Genomic DNA, 16,775 nt, shown 5'->3' with positions numbered 1-16,775 from the left:
ACGGCACTTACGGGCAGGTGTGCTGCCGCGCGCACGCGCGTCGCAGCCGCAGGCGGTGGCACTGAGTTGCCACCGTGGCCACAACTCGTACGAGATCGGGGGCGCCCCCACCGCCCCCCACGGCCGACAGCGTCGGCAGCGAGGCCTCGGCCTCGCACCCGGGCACGGGGGGTCGCAGCCATACGGCGGCCCCCTGCTCGGTTCCCGAGCAGCCCAGGCCCGGTGGTGGCGGACCCACTCCGACCCGGCCCGGCGCCGGGGGTGGTGGCGGTGGCGCGTCCATGACGCCGCCCTCGCCGATCGCCGTGAGGTCGAGCGTCAGCGCTCCCCACTCCAGCCAGTCCAGGACTCCCGGCACTTCCTCCGCGCTGCCCGGCGCGATCAGCAGCCACATCCGGTCACCCCGCAGGGCCACCGGAGAGCCCGGCGCGAGGTGCCTCAGCGCCGGTCGGCCCGCCTCGGCCGGCACGTCCAGGACGTCGAAGCGCGGGCCCACGCACAGCCGTACCGGAAATTCGGGGCTTTTCTCGCTCGCGGGCACCGTCGGCCAGCCCAGTTCGTTCTCGTACCACCGGCGGACCTGATCGCTCGAATCGAGCGGCCGTCGGGGGCGAGGGACCGTGGTGATTTCGATGGGGACCGGTGGGTGGGTGCCAACCATGCCAAGTGCAACCGTCGGAAGCGCCCCCGAGTTACGCTGGGTGTGCTATCGAATGCGCAGAGTATCGAAAAAGGGGACGTTCGGGGGTGCGGGGAGACACAAGGTTGTTCGCCCATAGCGGAGGGATCCGGGGCGCGCGGCATGGAGTGTCCGTCGCAGCGGGTAAGACATCCCTAGTGGGAGGGGGCGACACGCAGGACAGGCCGTCTCACGTTCGCCATCGGCGTACTGGGGAAGGGGGTAAGTGCTTGGCCTGCGGGAACATCGTCTCGCACCATCAGGTTGGAGCAGATGTCGGCGTTCGGGGTCAGGAGGCCAAGGACGGTGTCGGCAGTTGGAATGAGCGGTCCCCGCTTGCGGGACTAAGCTGCGGAAGGACAGGGAGGGGAAGTTCCCCCCACTGCCTGACCGCTCTGAGGAGCGATTAACGATGTTCGAGAGGTTCACCGACCGCGCGCGGCGGGTTGTCGTCCTGGCTCAGGAAGAAGCCCGGATGCTCAACCACAACTACATCGGCACCGAGCACATCCTCCTGGGCCTGATCCACGAGGGTGAGGGTGTCGCCGCCAAGGCCCTTGAGAGCCTCGGGATTTCGCTCGAGGCGGTCCGCCAGCAGGTGGAGGAGATCATCGGCCAGGGCCAGCAGGCCCCGTCCGGGCACATCCCCTTCACCCCCCGTGCCAAGAAGGTCCTGGAGCTGTCGCTCCGCGAGGCCCTTCAGCTGGGTCACAACTACATCGGCACGGAGCACATCCTGCTCGGCCTGATCCGTGAGGGCGAGGGCGTCGCCGCCCAGGTCCTGGTCAAGCTGGGCGCAGATCTCAACCGGGTGCGGCAGCAGGTCATCCAGCTGCTCTCCGGCTACCAGGGCAAGGAGACCGCCACCGCCGGCGGGCCTGCCGAGGGCACCCCCTCGACGTCCCTGGTCCTCGACCAGTTCGGCCGGAACCTCACCCAGGCCGCTCGTGAGTCCAAGCTCGACCCGGTCATCGGGCGCGAGAAGGAGATCGAGCGGGTCATGCAGGTGCTGTCCCGCCGTACGAAGAACAACCCGGTCCTGATCGGTGAGCCCGGCGTCGGCAAGACCGCCGTCGTCGAGGGTCTCGCCCAGGCCATCGTCAAGGGCGAGGTGCCCGAGACCCTCAAGGACAAGCACCTCTACACCCTGGACCTCGGCGCGCTGGTCGCCGGCTCCCGTTACCGCGGTGACTTCGAGGAGCGCCTGAAGAAGGTCCTCAAGGAGATCCGCACCCGCGGCGACATCATCCTGTTCATCGACGAGCTGCACACGCTGGTCGGTGCGGGTGCCGCCGAGGGCGCCATCGACGCCGCTTCGATCCTGAAGCCGATGCTGGCCCGCGGTGAGCTGCAGACCATCGGTGCGACCACGCTGGACGAGTACCGCAAGCACCTGGAGAAGGACGCGGCCCTCGAGCGCCGCTTCCAGCCCATCCAGGTCGCGGAGCCGTCCCTGCCGCACACGATCGAGATCCTCAAGGGTCTGCGTGACCGGTACGAGGCCCACCACCGCGTCTCCATCACGGACGAGGCGCTGGTCCAGGCCGCCACGCTGGCCGACCGGTACATCTCGGACCGCTTCCTCCCGGACAAGGCGATCGACCTGATCGACGAGGCCGGTTCCCGGATGCGCATCCGCCGGATGACCGCGCCGCCGGACCTGCGCGAGTTCGACGAGAAGATCGCCGGCGTCCGCCGCGACAAGGAGTCCGCGATCGACTCGCAGGACTTCGAGAAGGCCGCCTCTCTCCGCGACAAGGAGAAGCAGCTCCTCGCCGCGAAGGCCAAGCGCGAGAAGGAGTGGAAGGCCGGCGACATGGACGTCGTCGCAGAGGTCGACGGCGAGCTGATCGCCGAGGTCCTCGCGACCGCCACCGGCATCCCGGTCTTCAAGCTGACCGAGGAGGAGTCCTCGCGTCTGCTGCGCATGGAGGACGAGCTCCACAAGCGGGTCATCGGCCAGGTCGACGCCGTCAAGGCGCTGTCGAAGGCGATCCGTCGTACGCGTGCCGGTCTGAAGGACCCGAAGCGTCCCGGTGGTTCGTTCATCTTCGCCGGTCCGTCCGGTGTCGGTAAGACCGAGCTGTCCAAGGCGCTCGCCGAGTTCCTCTTCGGTGACGAGGACGCGCTGATCTCCCTCGACATGTCGGAGTTCAGCGAGAAGCACACGGTGTCGCGTCTGTTCGGTTCGCCCCCCGGATACGTGGGCTACGAAGAGGGCGGCCAGCTGACCGAGAAGGTCCGCCGCAAGCCGTTCTCCGTCGTCCTCTTCGACGAGGTCGAGAAGGCCCACCCGGACATCTTCAACTCGCTGCTGCAGATCCTGGAGGACGGTCGCCTGACCGACTCCCAGGGCCGGGTCGTGGACTTCAAGAACACGGTCATCATCATGACGACCAACCTCGGCACCCGGGACATCTCCAAGGGCTTCAACCTGGGCTTCGCGGCCTCGGGCGACAAGAAGACCAACTACGAGCGCATGAAGAACAAGGTCTCGGACGAGCTCAAGCAGCACTTCCGCCCCGAGTTCCTCAACCGCGTCGACGACGTGGTCGTCTTCCCGCAGCTGACGCAGGAGGACATCCTGCGGATCGTCGACCTGATGATCGGCAAGGTGGACGAGCGTCTGAAGGACCGGGACATGGGCATCGAGCTCTCCCAGTCCGCCAAGGAGCTGCTGTCCACGAAGGGTTACGACCCCGTGCTGGGTGCGCGTCCGCTGCGTCGCACCATCCAGCGCGAGATCGAGGACTCCCTGTCGGAGAAGATCCTCTTCGGCGAGCTGCGCCCCGGTCACATCGTGGTCGTGGACACGGAGGGCGAGGGCGAGACCAAGACCTTCACCTTCCGGGGTGAGGAGAAGTCGGCACTGCCGGACGTTCCGCCGATCGAGCAGGCGGCCGGTGGGGCTGGGCCGAACCTGAGCAAGGACGCGTAAGTCTCGCGTCCTCAGAGGCAAGCAGAAGGGGCCGGTGCTTTCGAGCACCGGCCCCTTCCGTGCGTTTGCGCGCGGTCGTTCAGATCTCAGGAGAGCTGGCCGTCGTAGTCCGGCAGCTTGTACGTCTTCTCGGCGTGGCCGCCCGAGAGGTCGGTGGCGCTGTTCCCGATGTTCGCGATGATCGTGTAGCCCTTGGACTCGATGTCGACCCGCTGGGCGGTCTTGTAGGCGCCCACGTCCTTGAAGAGGTCGACGAAGCTGCGGACGTAGAGACCGGAGACCTCGTAGCCGACGTGCTCCAGGTTGTAGTCGGTCACCGAGTAGATGATCCCGGGCCGTGCCGTCACGAAGAACAGGGCGACGCCGTGCTCCTGGGCGTACTCGGCGACGTCCAGGACCGGCTGGTTGGCCGGCTGGGGGTAGCTGAAGCCGAAGTCGGTCTCCAGCGTGGTGTTGTCGATGTCGAGGACGATGGCCTGCTTCTCGCCCGGCCTGGTGTTCGCTATGCGCTGCTTCAGGTAGGGCAGGGCCTGATCCATCAGGGCCTGGCAGTCCTGCTGCCAGGTCGCGTAGTCGACGTCCTCGGCGGCGGTGGCCGTGGCGGTCGTGGAGGTGCTGGTGGTCGTCGTCGCGGCCTCGGCGGGGACGGCCAGCGCCACGAGGGCGGCGGCGGAGACGGCGGTGACGGCTGCGCGGCGCGCCCAGGGGCGTCGTCGTGTCATGTGTGGGGGTTCCTCTCACGTCCGGACGTTCTGCAGTTGTCGGGTGCATGTTCGTTGGTGAGGGTGGCGCGAGGGGAACCGTAGGGTTACTGGACGGTAAGTGGCCAGAGATGCACGTCACATGGCGCGCTATTTCAAAGATCGAGGATCTCGCCGCCCGGTGACATGCCGCACAGGCGTTTTGTCCGTTACTACGCGGAATAGTGGACGTCGCCCGATGGATGAAAGTGAACGAAAAGGGATTTTCGGCCCGGAACTCCCGTACGGGATTCGCCATCCCGGGTGGATTCGCGCTGAATGGGAGCTCTGTCAAGAAGCGGCAAGCTTTGTGGTCACGTACTAGCTTTCGTCGTAGATCAGCGGTTTGGGACTGTGTGGGGGTTCGGGTTACCAAGGGATGCCCCATCCGGCGAATGCCTGTTGCGCCGGGTGGTTTCTCTGTCCCCGTCCCCATGAGGTTTTCGATGTCCCAGCGCGTCTCGCCCCGTTCTTCCCGTATGTCCGCCCTCCGCACCCGTGCGGCCGTGCTGGCCACCGGCCTGGGAGTGTCGGTCGTACTGGGGGCCGGGGTCGCGGCAGCCGCCGACACCGGCGCGGCCACGGTCGCCGCCGCCCAGACCACCGCCAAGACCGCCGCGGCCAAGAAGGCCGCCTCCTGGGTCGACCCGGTGCAGAAGTACACGTTGTCCGCGAGCTTCGCCCAGGCCGGCGGCATGTGGCAGTCCACCCACAGCGGGCAGGACTTCGCCGTCGCGAGCGGCACCAAGGTCCTCGCCACGCACGGCGGCACCGTCGTCAAGGCCGGCGGCAACGGCGCCGGTGACGGTCCCGCGTACGGCAACGCCGTCGTCATCAAGCACGGCAACGGGACGTACTCCCAGTACGCCCACCTGTCCCGGATCGACGTGAACGTCGGCCAGGTCGTCAAGACCGGTCAGCGCATCGCCCTGTCCGGCAACACCGGCAACTCCAGCGGTCCGCACCTGCACTTCGAGATCCGTACGACCGCGAACTACGGCACGGCCATCGACCCGGTCGCCTTCCTGCGCTCCAAGGGCGTGAAGGTCTGAGACCTCGCGGTGGAGCTCGGGCGGAGCTCTGACGCAGTTCCGGCGGAGCCCTAAGACCTCGCGGCGGAACCGCCGGTGCCTCGGTGAGCCTGCGTCACCAGGTCCGTCGCGACCTCCAGGACCGCCTGGCGCTTGGCCTCGGGATCGCCCTCGAGGTCCTGGAGGACGAACATCCCGGCATGCATCGTGAACATCGCGCTGACACAGCGGACCTGGTCGACCAGGTCCGCTGTCGGGTCGATGAGGATGTCCCGGATGCCGAGCATGCGGTGCTTGAAGGTCTCGCCGATGCGCAGTTCGCGTACGGTCGCCTGGTTCTCCTGCATGAAGCGGTACAGGGGTGCGGCGGCGACCAGGGCCTCGCTGTAGCGCCGTACGATCTCCTGCTTCGTCTCCAGGGTGTGCGGCTGGCCCTTGCCCCACTCGATGAGGTCCTCGATGGGCTTCGCCAGGTCGTCGAAGATGCTGACGAGGATCTCTTCCTTGGTCTTGAAGTGGTAGTAGAGCGCCGCCTTGGTGACATCCAGACGCTCGGCGATCTCGCGCAACGAGGTCTTCTCGTAGCCCTGTTCGGCGAAGAGTTCGAGGGCGATGTCCTGGATGCGCTGGCGGGTGTTCCCGCGGCGCCGCTGCCTGGTGCCGTCCATGGTGTCGCCCATCGTCGCACTCCTCGCACTTTCCCAAGAACTTACTTGACGACCGGCTAGTTGCGGGTCTACTTTCCCGGAGTGTAGTCAACTAGCCGGGCGGCAAGTAAGTACCGCCGGGGGCAGTACCCAGGGGAGTGGGAAAGACGATGGCGGACGCGCAGGCGGTTGAGGCAGAGCCCGAGAAACAACCCAGGAGCGTGCGGGTCGTCCTGCTCGCGCTCATGATCACGATGATGTTGGCGATGCTCGACAACATGATCATCGGCACGGCGATGCCGACGATCGTGGGCGAGCTCGGCGGGCTCGAACACCTTTCGTGGGTCGTGACCTCGTACACCCTCGCGACCGCCGCCTCCACCCCCCTGTGGGGCAAGCTCGGCGACATGTACGGGCGCAAGGGCGTCTTCATGAGCTCGATCGTGCTCTTCCTGATCGGGTCCGCGCTCAGCGGCATGGCCCAGGACATGGGGCAGCTCATCGGCTTCCGGGCCGTCCAGGGTCTCGGCGCCGGCGGTCTGATGGTCGGCGTCATGGCGATCATCGGCGATCTGATACCGCCCCGCGAGCGCGGCAAGTACCAGGGCATGATGGCCGGCGTCATGGCGCTCGCCATGATCGGCGGCCCGCTCGTCGGCGGCACCATCACCGACCACTGGGGCTGGCGCTGGTCCTTCTACATCAACCTGCCGCTCGGTGTGATCGCGCTCGCCGCGATCAGCGTCGTCCTGCACCTGCCGAAGAAGCGGGCACAGGCGCGGATCGACTACCTGGGCGCCGCGCTGCTGACCGTCGGCATCACCGCCATCGTGCTCGTCACGACCTGGGGCGGCACGCAGTACGCCTGGACGTCCGCGCGGATCATGGAGCTCATCGGGATCGGCGTCGCCGCCCTCATCGGGTTCGTGTTCTGGCAGACCAAGGCCGCCGAGCCGGTCGTGCCGCTGCACATCTTCCGCAGCCGCAACTTCACCCTGATGGCGATCATCGGCTTCATCACCGGCTTCGTGATGTTCGGCGCGACCCTCTTCCTGCCGCTCTACCAGCAGTCGGTGCAGGGTGCCTCAGCGACCAACTCCGGGCTGCTGCTCCTGCCGATGCTCGGGGCCATGCTCGTCACCTCGATGGTCGCGGGGCGGGTCACCACGAACACCGGCAAGTACAAGGTCTTCCCGATCGTCGGCGGCGTCCTGATGGTCGTCGGGCTGTACCTGCTGTCCCTGATGGACACGGACACCTCGCGATTCACGTCCGGTGTGTACATGGCGGTCGTCGGTCTCGGCATGGGCTGTCTGATGCAGATCACCATGCTGGTCGCGCAGAACAGCGTGGAGATGAAGGACATGGGCGTGGCGTCCTCGACCTCGACCCTCTCCCGTACGCTCGGCTCCTCGTTCGGCGTCGCGATCATGGGCGCGCTGTTCAACAACCGCGTCCAGGAGGTCATGTCCGAGCGGGCCGGTGCGCTGGGCTCCAAGGTGACCGAGCAGTCCGCGCAGCTGGACGCGGCGAGCCTGGCGAAGCTGCCGGACGCCGCGCGCGAGGCCTACCAGCACGCGGTGTCGGCCGGCACGCACTCGGCGTTCCTGCTGGGGGCCGCGGTGGCGGTGGTCGCGATGGTGGCGGCGTGGTTCGTGAAGGAGGTTCCGCTGAAGGGGGCGGGACCGAAGGAGGCGGAGGGCACGGGGGACGCCACGGCGGCGCAGGCGCCGGTGGCCGAGTCCGTCTGACCCCGCGTGTGCCGAAGGCCCCCGGGCGGTGTCCGCCCCCGGGGGCCTTCGGCCTGCCCGGGCACGACGCCCGAGTCGTTGTCAGACCGGCGTGTCACCATCGGTCGCATGGACAAGTTGCGGCAGGTGCGGCTGGCCAAGGACGCCATGGACCGTGACTGGGCGGACCCGGAGCTCGACCTGGACGCGGTGGCCGCGCACGCCGGGTACTCGCGCTACCACTTCATACGCGCCTTCAAGGAGGCGTACGGCGAGACGCCCGGCCAGTACCTCACGCACCGCCGCATCGACCGCGCCGAGGACCTGCTGCGCACCGCCAACCTGACGGTGACGGAGATCTGCCACCTCGTCGGCTTCAGCAGCCTCGGCACGTTCTCGGCCCGCTTCAAGGCCTGGACCGGACTGACCCCCACCGAGTACCGCACCAAGCACGTGGGCCGCGGGGCCGCCCTCATACCGGGCTGCTACGCCATGCTCTGGGTCGGAGGCTTCAGATCCGCCCCCGGCAGGGCAGAGCGCAATTCTGGAGAAGCGGACTGAGGGCGCCGGTGCCTACGGTGACGGGGCACGGCACCGACGCGGGCAATGAGGAGCACATCATGATCAAGGGTCTCGCCATCTCGACCGTCTGGGTCCTCGACCAGGACCGGGCCAAGGAGTTCTACACGGAGAAGCTGGGTCTGGAGGTCCGTACGGACATGACGATGGGCGAGGGCGGCATGCGCTGGCTCACCGTCGGCTCGCCGAACCAGCCCGACGTCGAACTGACGCTGATGGTCCCGGGCGGGGGCGCGATGGACCCGGAGTCCGCCGAAATGATCAAGAAGCTGGTGGCCAAGGGGGCGCTCGGCGCGGGCGTGCTGACCACCGACGACATCCACGGCGACTACCGGAAGCTCAAGGACCGCGGAGTGGAGTTCCTGCAGGAGCCGCAGGAGCGCCCCTACGGCACGGAGGCCCTCTTCCGGGACGACTCCGGCAACTGGTTCTCCTTCACCCAGCCCCGTGAGGGCGGCCTCGACACCGCCAAGGACTGGTCGTGCTAGCTCACTTCCCCGAAGCCTTCCCCGAAGTCCTCCCCGATGTCGGCATCATCGGGTAGCTCCCGGTGGCTGTCGGCGCGTGCTCCGGCAGCCACAGCACCGCCACGGCGCCCTCCGCCGGGACCTCCTCCGACGCGGTCGCCAACCGTACGTTGCGGAAGGTCAGCCGGGCGCCGAGCACCCTGGCCTGCCCGGCCGCGATGGTCAGGCCCAGGCCGTGGCCGTGGCCGGCCCGGTCGGTGCTGCCGGTGCGGAAGCGGCTCGGTCCCTCGGCGAGGAGGTCCTCGGGGAAGCCGGGGCCATGGTCGCGGACCCGGATGACCCGGCCTTCCACGGTGACCTCTATCGGCGGCTTGCCGTGCCGGGCGGCGTTGGCGAGCAGGTTGAACAGCACGCGCTCCAGGCGCCGCGGATCGGTCGTCACCTCGGACTCGTGCACCACGCGGACCTCGATGGCCGGGTCCTTCGCCGCCACCCGCCGGCTGACGAACTCGCCCAGCATGATGTCCTGCAGCTCGGCCCGCTCGGAGGCGCCGTCGAGGCGGGCCACCTCCAGCACGTCCTCGACGAGCGTGCGCATGGCCTTCGCCCGGTCGAGGACCAGTTCCGTCGGCCGGCCCGGCGGCAGCAGCTCGGCGGCCGTCAGCAGTCCGGTCACCGGCGTACGCAGCTCGTGCGCGATGTCGGCGGTGACCCGGCGCTCCGCCTCCAGCCGCTGCTGCAACGCGTCCGCCATCGCGTCCACCGCGCTCGCCAGGTCGTCGGTCTCGTCCCGCACGACCCCGCCGATGGCGTCCCGCACCCGCACATCGGACTCGCCCCCCGCGACCTGGTTCGCCGCGGCCGCCGCCTTGCGCAGCCGGCGCGACAACTGCCCGCCGATGAGCACCCCGAGCGCGCTGCCGCCGAGGACGACCGCGATGGAGCCGATCACCAGGGCCTGGTCGAGGTCGTTGAGGATGTCCGTGCTGCGGTCGGTGAACCCGGTGTGCAGCGACAGCACATGCCCGCCCTTGACCGGCACGGCGGCCCAGATGTCCGGCACGCCGTCCGGCCGGTCGGAGACGTAGGTGGCCCGGCGCCCCTGCTCGACCTTCGTCCGCAGCGCCGTCGGCAGGTCCGGGTCGTCGATCTTGATGTTGGGGAAGTTCGGCCTCTGGGCCACCTCGTAGTTGCGCTGCGCGATCTGGACGCGCTCGTCGGCGAGGTCGCGCGCGTTGTCCAGCATCGAGACCCGGGCCGCGTTGTGCACAACGAGGCTGAGCGTGATCGCCACCAGCGCGCCGACCAGTGCGATGGCCGCGCTCAGCTTCCATCTCAGTCCCGTACGAATGCCCGGAATCATGCGCACGCCCGGAATCATGCGCACGCCCGAGACCGTGCGCTTGCCCGGAATCGTGCGCTTGCCCGGGGTCGTGCGCATGCCCGGAATCGTGCTGCTCGGACGCCGAAGGTTCCCCCGCATACCCCTGATCCCCTGCTCAGGCCTTCAACTTGTAGCCGAAGCCGCGGACCGTCTCGATCCGGTCCTGGCCGATCTTCGTACGCAGCCGTTGCACATGGACGTCGACGACCCGGGTGTCACCGCCCCAGCCGTAGTCCCACACCCGCTCGAGAAGCTTGTCCCGGGAGAGCACGGTGCCCGGCGCGGAGGAGAACTCGAGGAGGAGGCGCATCTCGGTGGGCGTGAGCGCCACCGTCTCGCCGGCCCGGCGCACCTCCATGCCCTCGGTGTCGATCTCCAGTTCGCCGAAGGTCAGCAGTCCGCCGCCGGCCGCCGGGGCGGCGGAGTCGTCCATACGGTCGCCGCCGCTCGCGTGTCCGAAGCGGCGCAGTACCGCGCGGATCCGGGCCACCAGCACCGCGCCGTCGAAGGGCTTGGTCACGTAGTCGTCGGCGCCCGCCTCCAGGCCCAGCACGACGTCGATCGAGTCGGCCCGCGCGGACAGCATGATCACCGGGACGGTCGACTCGTCACGGATCCGGCGGCACAGCGAGACCCCGTCGAGGCCCGGCACCATGACGTCCAGCAGGGCGATGTCGGGTCGGTCCGTGCGGAACGCCTCCAGGCCCGACAGCCCGTCGGGCATGGCGGTGACCGCGAAGCCGTCCCGCTCCAGGGCGAGCTGGGTGGCCTCGCGGATGACGTCGTCGTCCTCGACGAACAGAACGTGGGTCTGGTCTGCCATCCCGTTGCTCTCTGCTCTCTGCTGTCAGTTCTTGTGTGGTGCCGTCACCAGGTCATCGGTTCAGGGGCCCTGATCGGTTCACCGCACGGATCAGCTGCCCGGCACCGGCGTGGGCTCGCCGCCGCCCACGGCGTTGCTGTACTCCGTACGCGTCGTGTACTTCCGGACGAAGCGGTCCGTGGTCCAGACGTACGTGCTGACCTCCTCGCCGGACGGACTCGACACCGGGTCGCCCTTCGCGTACACCTGCCGGGTCACCACCAGGGCACCGCGGTCGATCTCCGCGTAGAGCGGAGGCTCCTCGGCCTTGAAGACGTTCTGGTAGGAACCGCCCTCGTCGCGATACGCGTACGAGCCGATTCCGACCATGTCACCGCAGGTCAGAACGTTGACGACGACATCGTCGGACGAACCTCCGGTCAGGTCGCCGTACGACACGTCCACGGGGTAGTCGTCGCCCGCGCACGGCTTCAGCTGGCGCTTGACGTCCGCGGAGACCTCCGGATCGGCCTTGACGAGCCGCACCGCGTCCACGCGCCCGGCCGTCGCGGAGGAGGCGGGTGAGGGAGAGGAGGCCGCGCCCGCCACCGAGTCGGTGCGGGCCGGGCCTTCGTCACGGGCGCCGGTGCCGCCGGTGCCGCAGGCGGACACGAAAAGGCTGAGGGCGGCGAGCACAGCCGCTGCCGTGATCGCCGCCTGAAAGGTCCCCCGCGCCGGTGCCACGGGCTCCGGCCGGAGGGGGCCACCGCTGTCGGAACCCCCACCCGCCGTGCGCCCGATGCCACCGGCATGCGTGCCTAGGCCGCGCAACGCTCCCGCTCCTCACGCTCCAGCGCGCGTTCGGCGCGCTCTTCGTTGTCCCTGCTCTCCAGCTCCTCGCGGAGCCGGGCGAGCGCCCGGTGCAGCGTGCTCTTGACCGTTCCGGCCGACATGCCGAGGGCGGCGGCCGTCTCCTCCGTGGACATCTGCTCCCAGTGTCGCAGCACGACGACGCTGCGCTGCTTGGGGGCCAGCACCTTCATGACGTCCATCAGCAGGGCGCGGTCCGCGTGCTGCTCGGTGGCGTCGTCGACCGAGGCGTCCGGGAGCTGCTCGGTCGGCACCTCCTCCAGCTTGCGGGCCCGCCACCACTCGGTACGCGTGTTGATCATCACCCGGCGCAGGTAGGCGTCGGCGAGCCGCTTGTCCGCTATCCCGTCCCAGCGGCCGTACGTCCGCACGAGCGCCGTCTGCAGCAGGTCCTGTGCGTCGACAGGGTCCGGGACCAGCCGGCGGGCGCTGCGCAGCAGCGCGTCCTGCCGGGTGCGTACGTACTCCTCGAACTCGAGCACCTCGCCCTGCGCCATGGTGACCGCCTCCCGCTCCCCGTTCCCGGCCGGCCTGTTCGCCGTCGGATTCATTGCCTGTGGTGCCTGTCGGGCACGGAAATGAAGTTACGGAGGCGTTGTCACGGGGCTGTCCGAAGCAGCCTGCGGCTAGCGCTCGGCTGTCCGTCGGTTGTGTAACAGCAGTGGCGGCAGGGCCAGTTGTTGTACCGGTAGGTGGCGGTGTGCGGTGTTTTGTCCTCGCCGTCAGGTCAACGGCAGCCGATACAAACCACCCGGGAGCGGCTCCACCAGACCGTCGGCGACCAGACCGTCCAGCGCCCGGGCGCGCTGCACCGGCTCGTGCCACACCCGGTCGAGCGCCGCCTGCGGGACGGGAGCGTGCGCCTCCCGCAGCACGGCCAGCAGCCTGCCGCGGACCTGGCGGTCGGTACCGGCGTACGTCTGTCCGCGGCGCGGCGGACCGTCGTGCTCCGGCTTTCCGGCGAGCCGCCAGGCGCACTGCGCGGCGATCGGGCAGCGATGGCAGGTCTCGTTCTTGGCCGTGCACACCAGCGCGCCCAGCTCCATGGACGCGGCGGCCCAGCGGGCGGCGATCCCCTCGTCCTCGGGCAGCAGCGCGCGGGCCAGCTTGCGTTCGGCGGCGGTGGTGGCGTTCGGCGGGTACTGCACACCGGTGACGGCCCGCGCGAAGACCCGGCGGACATTGGTGTCCAGGACCGCGTGCCGCTGCCCGTAGGCGAAGGAGGCGACGGCCGCGGCCGTGTACTCCCCGATGCCGGGCAGCGCGAGCAGCTGCGCGTGGTCCGTCGGTACGTCGCCGCCGTGCCGTTCCGTTATGGCGGCGGCGGCTCCGTGCAGCCGCAGGGCGCGGCGCGGATAGCCGAGCCGGCCCCAGGCGCGCACGGCCTCGCCGGGGGCGTCCGCGGCCAGGTCGGCGGGGCGCGGCCAGCGGGCCAGCCACTGCTCGTAGACGGGCAGGACGCGGCTCACCGGCGTCTGCTGCAGCATGAACTCGCTGACCATCACGCCCCAGGGGCCGGCCTCGGGCCGCCGCCAGGGCAGGTCGCGGGCGTGCTCGTCGAACCAGTCGATGACGGGGGCGTGGAGCGGCTCGCCGAGGGCGTCACCGACGGGGCTGCTCATGGGGTGCGGGGACTTCGTGGACACAGTCATGGCCTACCGATCCTGCCATGCGAGGGCGGTTCCCCGGGCGTACCGCCACCCCTGCGAGCTACCGGACCTGACGATCGACAGCAGTGCCGCCCCTACGACCGCTTGCAGAGTCGGCCGGATGGAACGTCCTCGTATCCGGCGGGCCCACCTGCCCTCTGGCCGCAGATCGCCGCCCTGGTGCTCGCTTCGGCGGTCGCGTCGCATCGCGTCTGCCGGCCGGCACCCTGGCGCGGCGAAGAGCACGGCCGCCGGGAGCACCCGGTCCGCGCCCAGGCCGAGCAGCAGGGCGAGGACGCCGAGAGCCGGGCCGCAGGCGACGGTGAACAGGGCGGGGGCGGCAGCCAGGCGCGGGCCGGCTGGACGCGCGCCGCCCGCCTTGAGGAAGAGCAGCGCATCGCCGAGGCGCGGGCGGGGCTGCGTGAACGGGCCCGCATCGCCCAGGAGATGCACGACTCGCTCGGCCACGAGCTGAGCCCGATCGCCCTGCGGGCGGGCGCCCTCCAGGTCGCCGCCGACCTGCGAGCGGCCGCCACCGACGCCACGGACCGGCTGCCGGCTGCCCGCATCATCGGCGTCCTGCGCGAGGGCGACGGGCCGGTGCCGCCGGCCCCGGCGGGCGAGAGCGTCGAGCAACTCGTGGCCCGCGCGGCCGAGTCGGGGCTGCCGGTGCACTGGGAACCGACGGGAGCCGGTACGGCCGTACAACCGGCTCGGTCGCCGAACGCATCCCGCACCGGGTGGTGGGCGAGGCGCTGACGAACGCGGCGCGGCACGCGCCGGGCGCCGGGCGAAGTTGACCCTCCTGGCGGCCAGGAAGGCGGGTGACACGACCGTCACCAGCCGTGGCCAGAGGTGCAAGGGCCGCGATCGCGAAGAGCAGGATCCCGGCCTCCGTCCCCGTCTCGGCGGTGTCTTGTACCCACGTAGGGGTGTCTTGGGCGGCGTCGGTGAGGTCGCGGTAGAGCTCGGTGTTCTCGAAGTCCTTGGTCACGGACGGTAGGTGGCGGGCCGATACCGTCACAGCGTGCGATCGTGGGGTGCCGCACCTGACGAAGGACAGGAGTGGAGCGGCCAGTTCCGGGATGATGATCCGGAAAAGTTGTGGACCCGGGCGGCGGGTGGGGCCAGCGAAGGCTCCGATCTCTCGTACAGTTTGCGCCGTGGGATCTCTGCGCAATCCGGTCGGGCCGCTTCCCTCCTCCATCTACTGGCGACGGAGGGCCGTACTGCTGTCCGTGATGGCCCTGTTGGCGCTGCTGATCGCCTGGATCGTCTCCTCGGGCGGCTCAGGCGGCAACAACGGTGCCGACGGATCCAACGACAAGAATCCTTCCCCCTCGACGATCACGCCGGGGCCGTCCGGCTCCGGGCCGGCGATCAGCCAAGCACCGGGCGGGCGGGACGAGTCGAGCGGCACTGACTCCGGCGGGTCGGGCTCGGGCGACGGGTCCGGCGACGGCTCGGGTGATGGTTCCGGGTCGGCAGCGGGCGCGGGTTCCGCCACTGGTGGCTCGGGCGGGTCAGAGGGCTCCGTCGGTGGGACGGCCGGTGGCGGTACGGGTACCGGGGTCGGCCGAAACGACACGCTCCCGGCGGGCTCCGCACTCCCCAACTGCACCCCGAGCGCCGTGAAGTTGAGCGTGCGCAGCCTGCACAACGCGTACGAGCCCGGTCAGACGCCCACCCTGCTGCTGACCGCGACGAACTCCTCCGCCGGTGACTGCAAGGTCGATCTCGGCCCGAAGAACGCGGTGGTGACCATCACCCAGGCGGGCAGCGAGGACGCGTACTGGTCCTCCGCCGACTGCCCCGAGGTCTCCAACCTGGTCTTCCGGGCGCCCGCCGGCACCAGCATCACGTACACCGTGAAGTGGGACCGCAAGCCGAGTGCTCCGCAGTGCGCGACGCCTCCCGCGGGGACGGCCGGGGCGGGGACGTACCTGGTGGAGGCGAAGACGCCCGGGTTCGGGACGGCGCAGGCGTCGTTCGTGCTGGAGAACGACTAACTGGAGAACGACTGACTGGAGAACCACCAGGGACTGCCCGGCTGAGGGCGATCCGACTCCGACCTAGACGTAACGCTCCAGGATCGAGGACTCCGCCAGTCGCGAAAGCCCCTCGCGCACGCTCCGCGCCCGCGCCTCGCCGACCCCGTCCACCGTCTGCAGGTCGTCCACGCTCGCGGCCAGCAGCTTCTGCAGGCCCCCGAAGTGCTCCACCAGCCGGTCGATGATCGCACCCGGAAGGCGGGGCACCTTCGCCAGCAGTCGGAAGCCCCGCGGCGACACCGCCGAGTCCAGCGCCTCCGGCGACCCCGTGTAGCCCAACGCCCGTGCCACCGTGGGCAGTTCGAGGAGCTCGGCGTGGGAGAGCGCGTCGAGCTCGTACAGCGCCTCCTCGACCGTGCGGGAGCGCTTGGCCGTGGGCTCGGGGACGTAGTCCCGCACGACCAGTTCGCGCTCGGGCTCCACGCCGGCGATCAACTCGTCGAGCTGGAGGGCCAGGAGACGTCCGTCCGTGCCGAGCTCGACCACGTACTCGGCGATCTCGGTGGCGATGCGGCGGACCATCTCCAGACGCTGGGCCACGGCCGAGACGTCCCGGACGGTGACCAGGTCCTCGATCTCCAGCGCGGACAGCGTGCCCGCCACCTCGTCGAGGCGGAGCTTGTAGCGCTCCAGGGTCGCAAGGGCCTGGTTGGCGCGGGACAGGATCGCCGCAGAGTCCTCCAGGACGCGGCGCTGGCCGTCGACGTACAGGGCGATCAGCCGCATCGACTGGGAGACCGAGACGACCGGGAAGCCGACCTGCTTGCTCACCCGGTCCGCGGTGCGGTGCCGGGTGCCCGTCTCTTCCGTGGGGATCGTCGGGTCGGGGAGCAGCTGGACGCCGGCCCGGAGGATCTTCGACAGGTCGGAGGACAGCACGATGCCGCCGTCGAGCTTGCACAGCTCACGCAGTCGCGTTGCCGTGAACTCGACATCCAGGACGAAACCGCCCGTACACATCGATTCGACGGTCTTGTCGGAGCCGAGCACCATGAGGCCGCCGGTGTTGCCGCGCAGGACCCGCTCAAGGCCGTCGCGCAGGGGCGTGCCGGGTGCCACGGCGCTCAGCGAGGCGCGCATGAGGCCATCGGCACCGGAACTCCCGCCGGACTTTCCGGGAGCTGCCGCCCGGTCGTTGGCTGCCACTGCACTCCTCGGGTCGCAGGTTCTGGGGCGCTCCCGTTCGCACACATTGTTCGTACGGACGG

At 69.7% G+C, this 16,775-nt stretch carries 16 protein-coding genes; 7 read left to right on the top strand and 9 right to left on the bottom strand.

Going from position 1 to position 16,775, the window contains the following annotated elements:
* Positions 1-7: 7 nt before the first annotated feature.
* Positions 8-661: an SCO3374 family protein gene (locus OG252_RS23220; protein ID WP_329338381.1), complete on the bottom strand. Its 654-nt coding sequence runs from the start codon at positions 659-661 to the stop codon at positions 8-10.
* Positions 662-1,091: 430 nt separating this feature from the next.
* Between OG252_RS23220 and OG252_RS23215 the strand changes: the two genes are divergently transcribed.
* Positions 1,092-3,617, top strand: a complete 2,526-nt coding sequence (locus OG252_RS23215; RefSeq protein WP_266435727.1) for an ATP-dependent Clp protease ATP-binding subunit — start codon at positions 1,092-1,094, stop codon at positions 3,615-3,617.
* 86 nt (positions 3,618-3,703) lie between these two features.
* Here OG252_RS23215 and OG252_RS23210 read toward each other — a convergent pair whose 3' ends face one another.
* Positions 3,704-4,339, bottom strand: a complete 636-nt coding sequence (locus OG252_RS23210; protein WP_266435725.1) for an HAD family acid phosphatase — start codon at positions 4,337-4,339, stop codon at positions 3,704-3,706.
* 464 nt (positions 4,340-4,803) lie between these two features.
* Here OG252_RS23210 and OG252_RS23205 point away from each other — a divergent pair, with 464 nt between their 5' ends.
* Positions 4,804-5,409: a M23 family metallopeptidase gene (locus tag OG252_RS23205; protein ID WP_329338377.1), complete on the top strand. Its 606-nt coding sequence runs from the start codon at positions 4,804-4,806 to the stop codon at positions 5,407-5,409.
* A gap of 50 nt (positions 5,410-5,459) precedes the next feature.
* Here OG252_RS23205 and OG252_RS23200 read toward each other — a convergent pair whose 3' ends face one another.
* Positions 5,460-6,068 carry a TetR/AcrR family transcriptional regulator gene (locus OG252_RS23200; RefSeq protein WP_329338375.1) on the bottom strand — a complete coding sequence of 203 codons (609 nt, stop codon included), beginning with the start codon at positions 6,066-6,068 and terminating at the stop codon, positions 5,460-5,462.
* A gap of 137 nt (positions 6,069-6,205) precedes the next feature.
* On the opposite strand from OG252_RS23200, the gene OG252_RS23195 reads away from it, so the two are divergent.
* The 3 genes from OG252_RS23195 (at position 6,206) to OG252_RS23185 (ending at position 8,832) form a co-directional block, all read left to right on the top strand.
* Positions 6,206-7,786 carry an MDR family MFS transporter gene (locus OG252_RS23195; protein ID WP_329338373.1) on the top strand — a complete coding sequence of 527 codons (1,581 nt, stop codon included), beginning with the start codon at positions 6,206-6,208 and terminating at the stop codon, positions 7,784-7,786.
* A 108-nt stretch (positions 7,787-7,894) separates the two neighbouring features.
* Positions 7,895-8,326 (top strand): helix-turn-helix transcriptional regulator, encoded by a 432-nt coding sequence (locus tag OG252_RS23190; protein ID WP_266435716.1) that lies wholly within the window; start codon positions 7,895-7,897, stop codon positions 8,324-8,326.
* A gap of 59 nt (positions 8,327-8,385) precedes the next feature.
* Entirely contained in the window at positions 8,386-8,832 is a 447-nt protein-coding gene (locus tag OG252_RS23185; protein ID WP_266448222.1) for a VOC family protein, read from the top strand.
* Position 8,833: 1 nt separating this feature from the next.
* Here OG252_RS23185 and cseC read toward each other — a convergent pair whose 3' ends face one another.
* The 5 genes from cseC to OG252_RS23160 form a co-directional block, all read right to left on the bottom strand.
* Complete coding sequence (gene cseC / locus OG252_RS23180) at positions 8,834-10,294, bottom strand: two-component system sensor histidine kinase CseC (RefSeq protein ID WP_425587717.1); 1,461 nt, start codon at positions 10,292-10,294, stop codon at positions 8,834-8,836.
* 16 nt (positions 10,295-10,310) lie between these two features.
* The gene (cseB, locus tag OG252_RS23175) at positions 10,311-11,018 is read right to left on the bottom strand and encodes a two-component system response regulator CseB (RefSeq protein WP_266435714.1); all 708 of its coding nucleotides are present in this window, start codon (positions 11,016-11,018) and stop codon (positions 10,311-10,313) included.
* Positions 11,019-11,108: 90 nt separating this feature from the next.
* Positions 11,109-11,828 carry a hypothetical protein gene (locus OG252_RS23170; protein WP_411152727.1) on the bottom strand — a complete coding sequence of 240 codons (720 nt, stop codon included), beginning with the start codon at positions 11,826-11,828 and terminating at the stop codon, positions 11,109-11,111.
* The gene (locus OG252_RS23165; protein ID WP_266435710.1) at positions 11,816-12,364 is read right to left on the bottom strand and encodes a SigE family RNA polymerase sigma factor; all 549 of its coding nucleotides are present in this window, start codon (positions 12,362-12,364) and stop codon (positions 11,816-11,818) included. Before OG252_RS23165 ends, OG252_RS23170 begins: the two co-directional genes overlap by 13 nt.
* Before the next feature lie 225 nt (positions 12,365-12,589).
* Entirely contained in the window at positions 12,590-13,519 is a 930-nt protein-coding gene (locus OG252_RS23160) for an A/G-specific adenine glycosylase (protein ID WP_406494475.1), read from the bottom strand.
* A 102-nt stretch (positions 13,520-13,621) separates the two neighbouring features.
* Here OG252_RS23160 and OG252_RS23155 point away from each other — a divergent pair, with 102 nt between their 5' ends.
* Both OG252_RS23155 and OG252_RS23150 read left to right on the top strand, forming a co-directional pair.
* A complete protein-coding gene (locus OG252_RS23155) occupies positions 13,622-14,275 on the top strand; it encodes a histidine kinase (protein WP_329338368.1) in 654 nt (217 codons plus the stop codon).
* 404 nt (positions 14,276-14,679) lie between these two features.
* Positions 14,680-15,525: a hypothetical protein gene (locus OG252_RS23150; RefSeq protein WP_266435707.1), complete on the top strand. Its 846-nt coding sequence runs from the start codon at positions 14,680-14,682 to the stop codon at positions 15,523-15,525.
* 63 nt (positions 15,526-15,588) lie between these two features.
* Here the strand turns inward: OG252_RS23150 and disA are convergent, their stop codons facing one another.
* The gene (gene disA / locus OG252_RS23145; protein WP_030043389.1) at positions 15,589-16,713 is read right to left on the bottom strand and encodes a DNA integrity scanning diadenylate cyclase DisA; all 1,125 of its coding nucleotides are present in this window, start codon (positions 16,711-16,713) and stop codon (positions 15,589-15,591) included.
* Between the last annotated feature and the right edge of the window lie 62 nt (positions 16,714-16,775).

It is taken from the genome of Streptomyces sp. NBC_01352 (genome assembly GCF_036237295.1).
GTDB classification, from domain to species: Bacteria; Actinomycetota; Actinomycetes; order Streptomycetales; family Streptomycetaceae; genus Streptomyces; species Streptomyces plumbiresistens.
The sequence above is the reverse complement of the archived record's forward strand: the minus strand, read 5'-3'. Positions and strand labels throughout refer to the sequence as shown.

Coding starts and splice junctions, on each gene's coding strand:
- OG252_RS23220 (WP_329338381.1), bottom strand. CDS start 661: ATGGTTGGCACCCACCCACCGGTCCCCATCGAAATCACCACGGTCCCT.
- OG252_RS23215 (WP_266435727.1), top strand. CDS start 1,092: ATGTTCGAGAGGTTCACCGACCGCGCGCGGCGGGTTGTCGTCCTGGCT.
- OG252_RS23210 (WP_266435725.1), bottom strand. CDS start 4,339: ATGACACGACGACGCCCCTGGGCGCGCCGCGCAGCCGTCACCGCCGTC.
- OG252_RS23205 (WP_329338377.1), top strand. CDS start 4,804: ATGTCCCAGCGCGTCTCGCCCCGTTCTTCCCGTATGTCCGCCCTCCGC.
- OG252_RS23200 (WP_329338375.1), bottom strand. CDS start 6,068: ATGGGCGACACCATGGACGGCACCAGGCAGCGGCGCCGCGGGAACACC.
- OG252_RS23195 (WP_329338373.1), top strand. CDS start 6,206: ATGGCGGACGCGCAGGCGGTTGAGGCAGAGCCCGAGAAACAACCCAGG.
- OG252_RS23190 (WP_266435716.1), top strand. CDS start 7,895: ATGGACAAGTTGCGGCAGGTGCGGCTGGCCAAGGACGCCATGGACCGT.
- OG252_RS23185 (WP_266448222.1), top strand. CDS start 8,386: ATGATCAAGGGTCTCGCCATCTCGACCGTCTGGGTCCTCGACCAGGAC.
- cseC (WP_425587717.1), bottom strand. CDS start 10,294: ATGCGGGGGAACCTTCGGCGTCCGAGCAGCACGATTCCGGGCATGCGC.
- cseB (WP_266435714.1), bottom strand. CDS start 11,018: ATGGCAGACCAGACCCACGTTCTGTTCGTCGAGGACGACGACGTCATC.
- OG252_RS23165 (WP_266435710.1), bottom strand. CDS start 12,364: ATGGCGCAGGGCGAGGTGCTCGAGTTCGAGGAGTACGTACGCACCCGG.
- OG252_RS23160 (WP_406494475.1), bottom strand. CDS start 13,519: ATGACTGTGTCCACGAAGTCCCCGCACCCCATGAGCAGCCCCGTCGGT.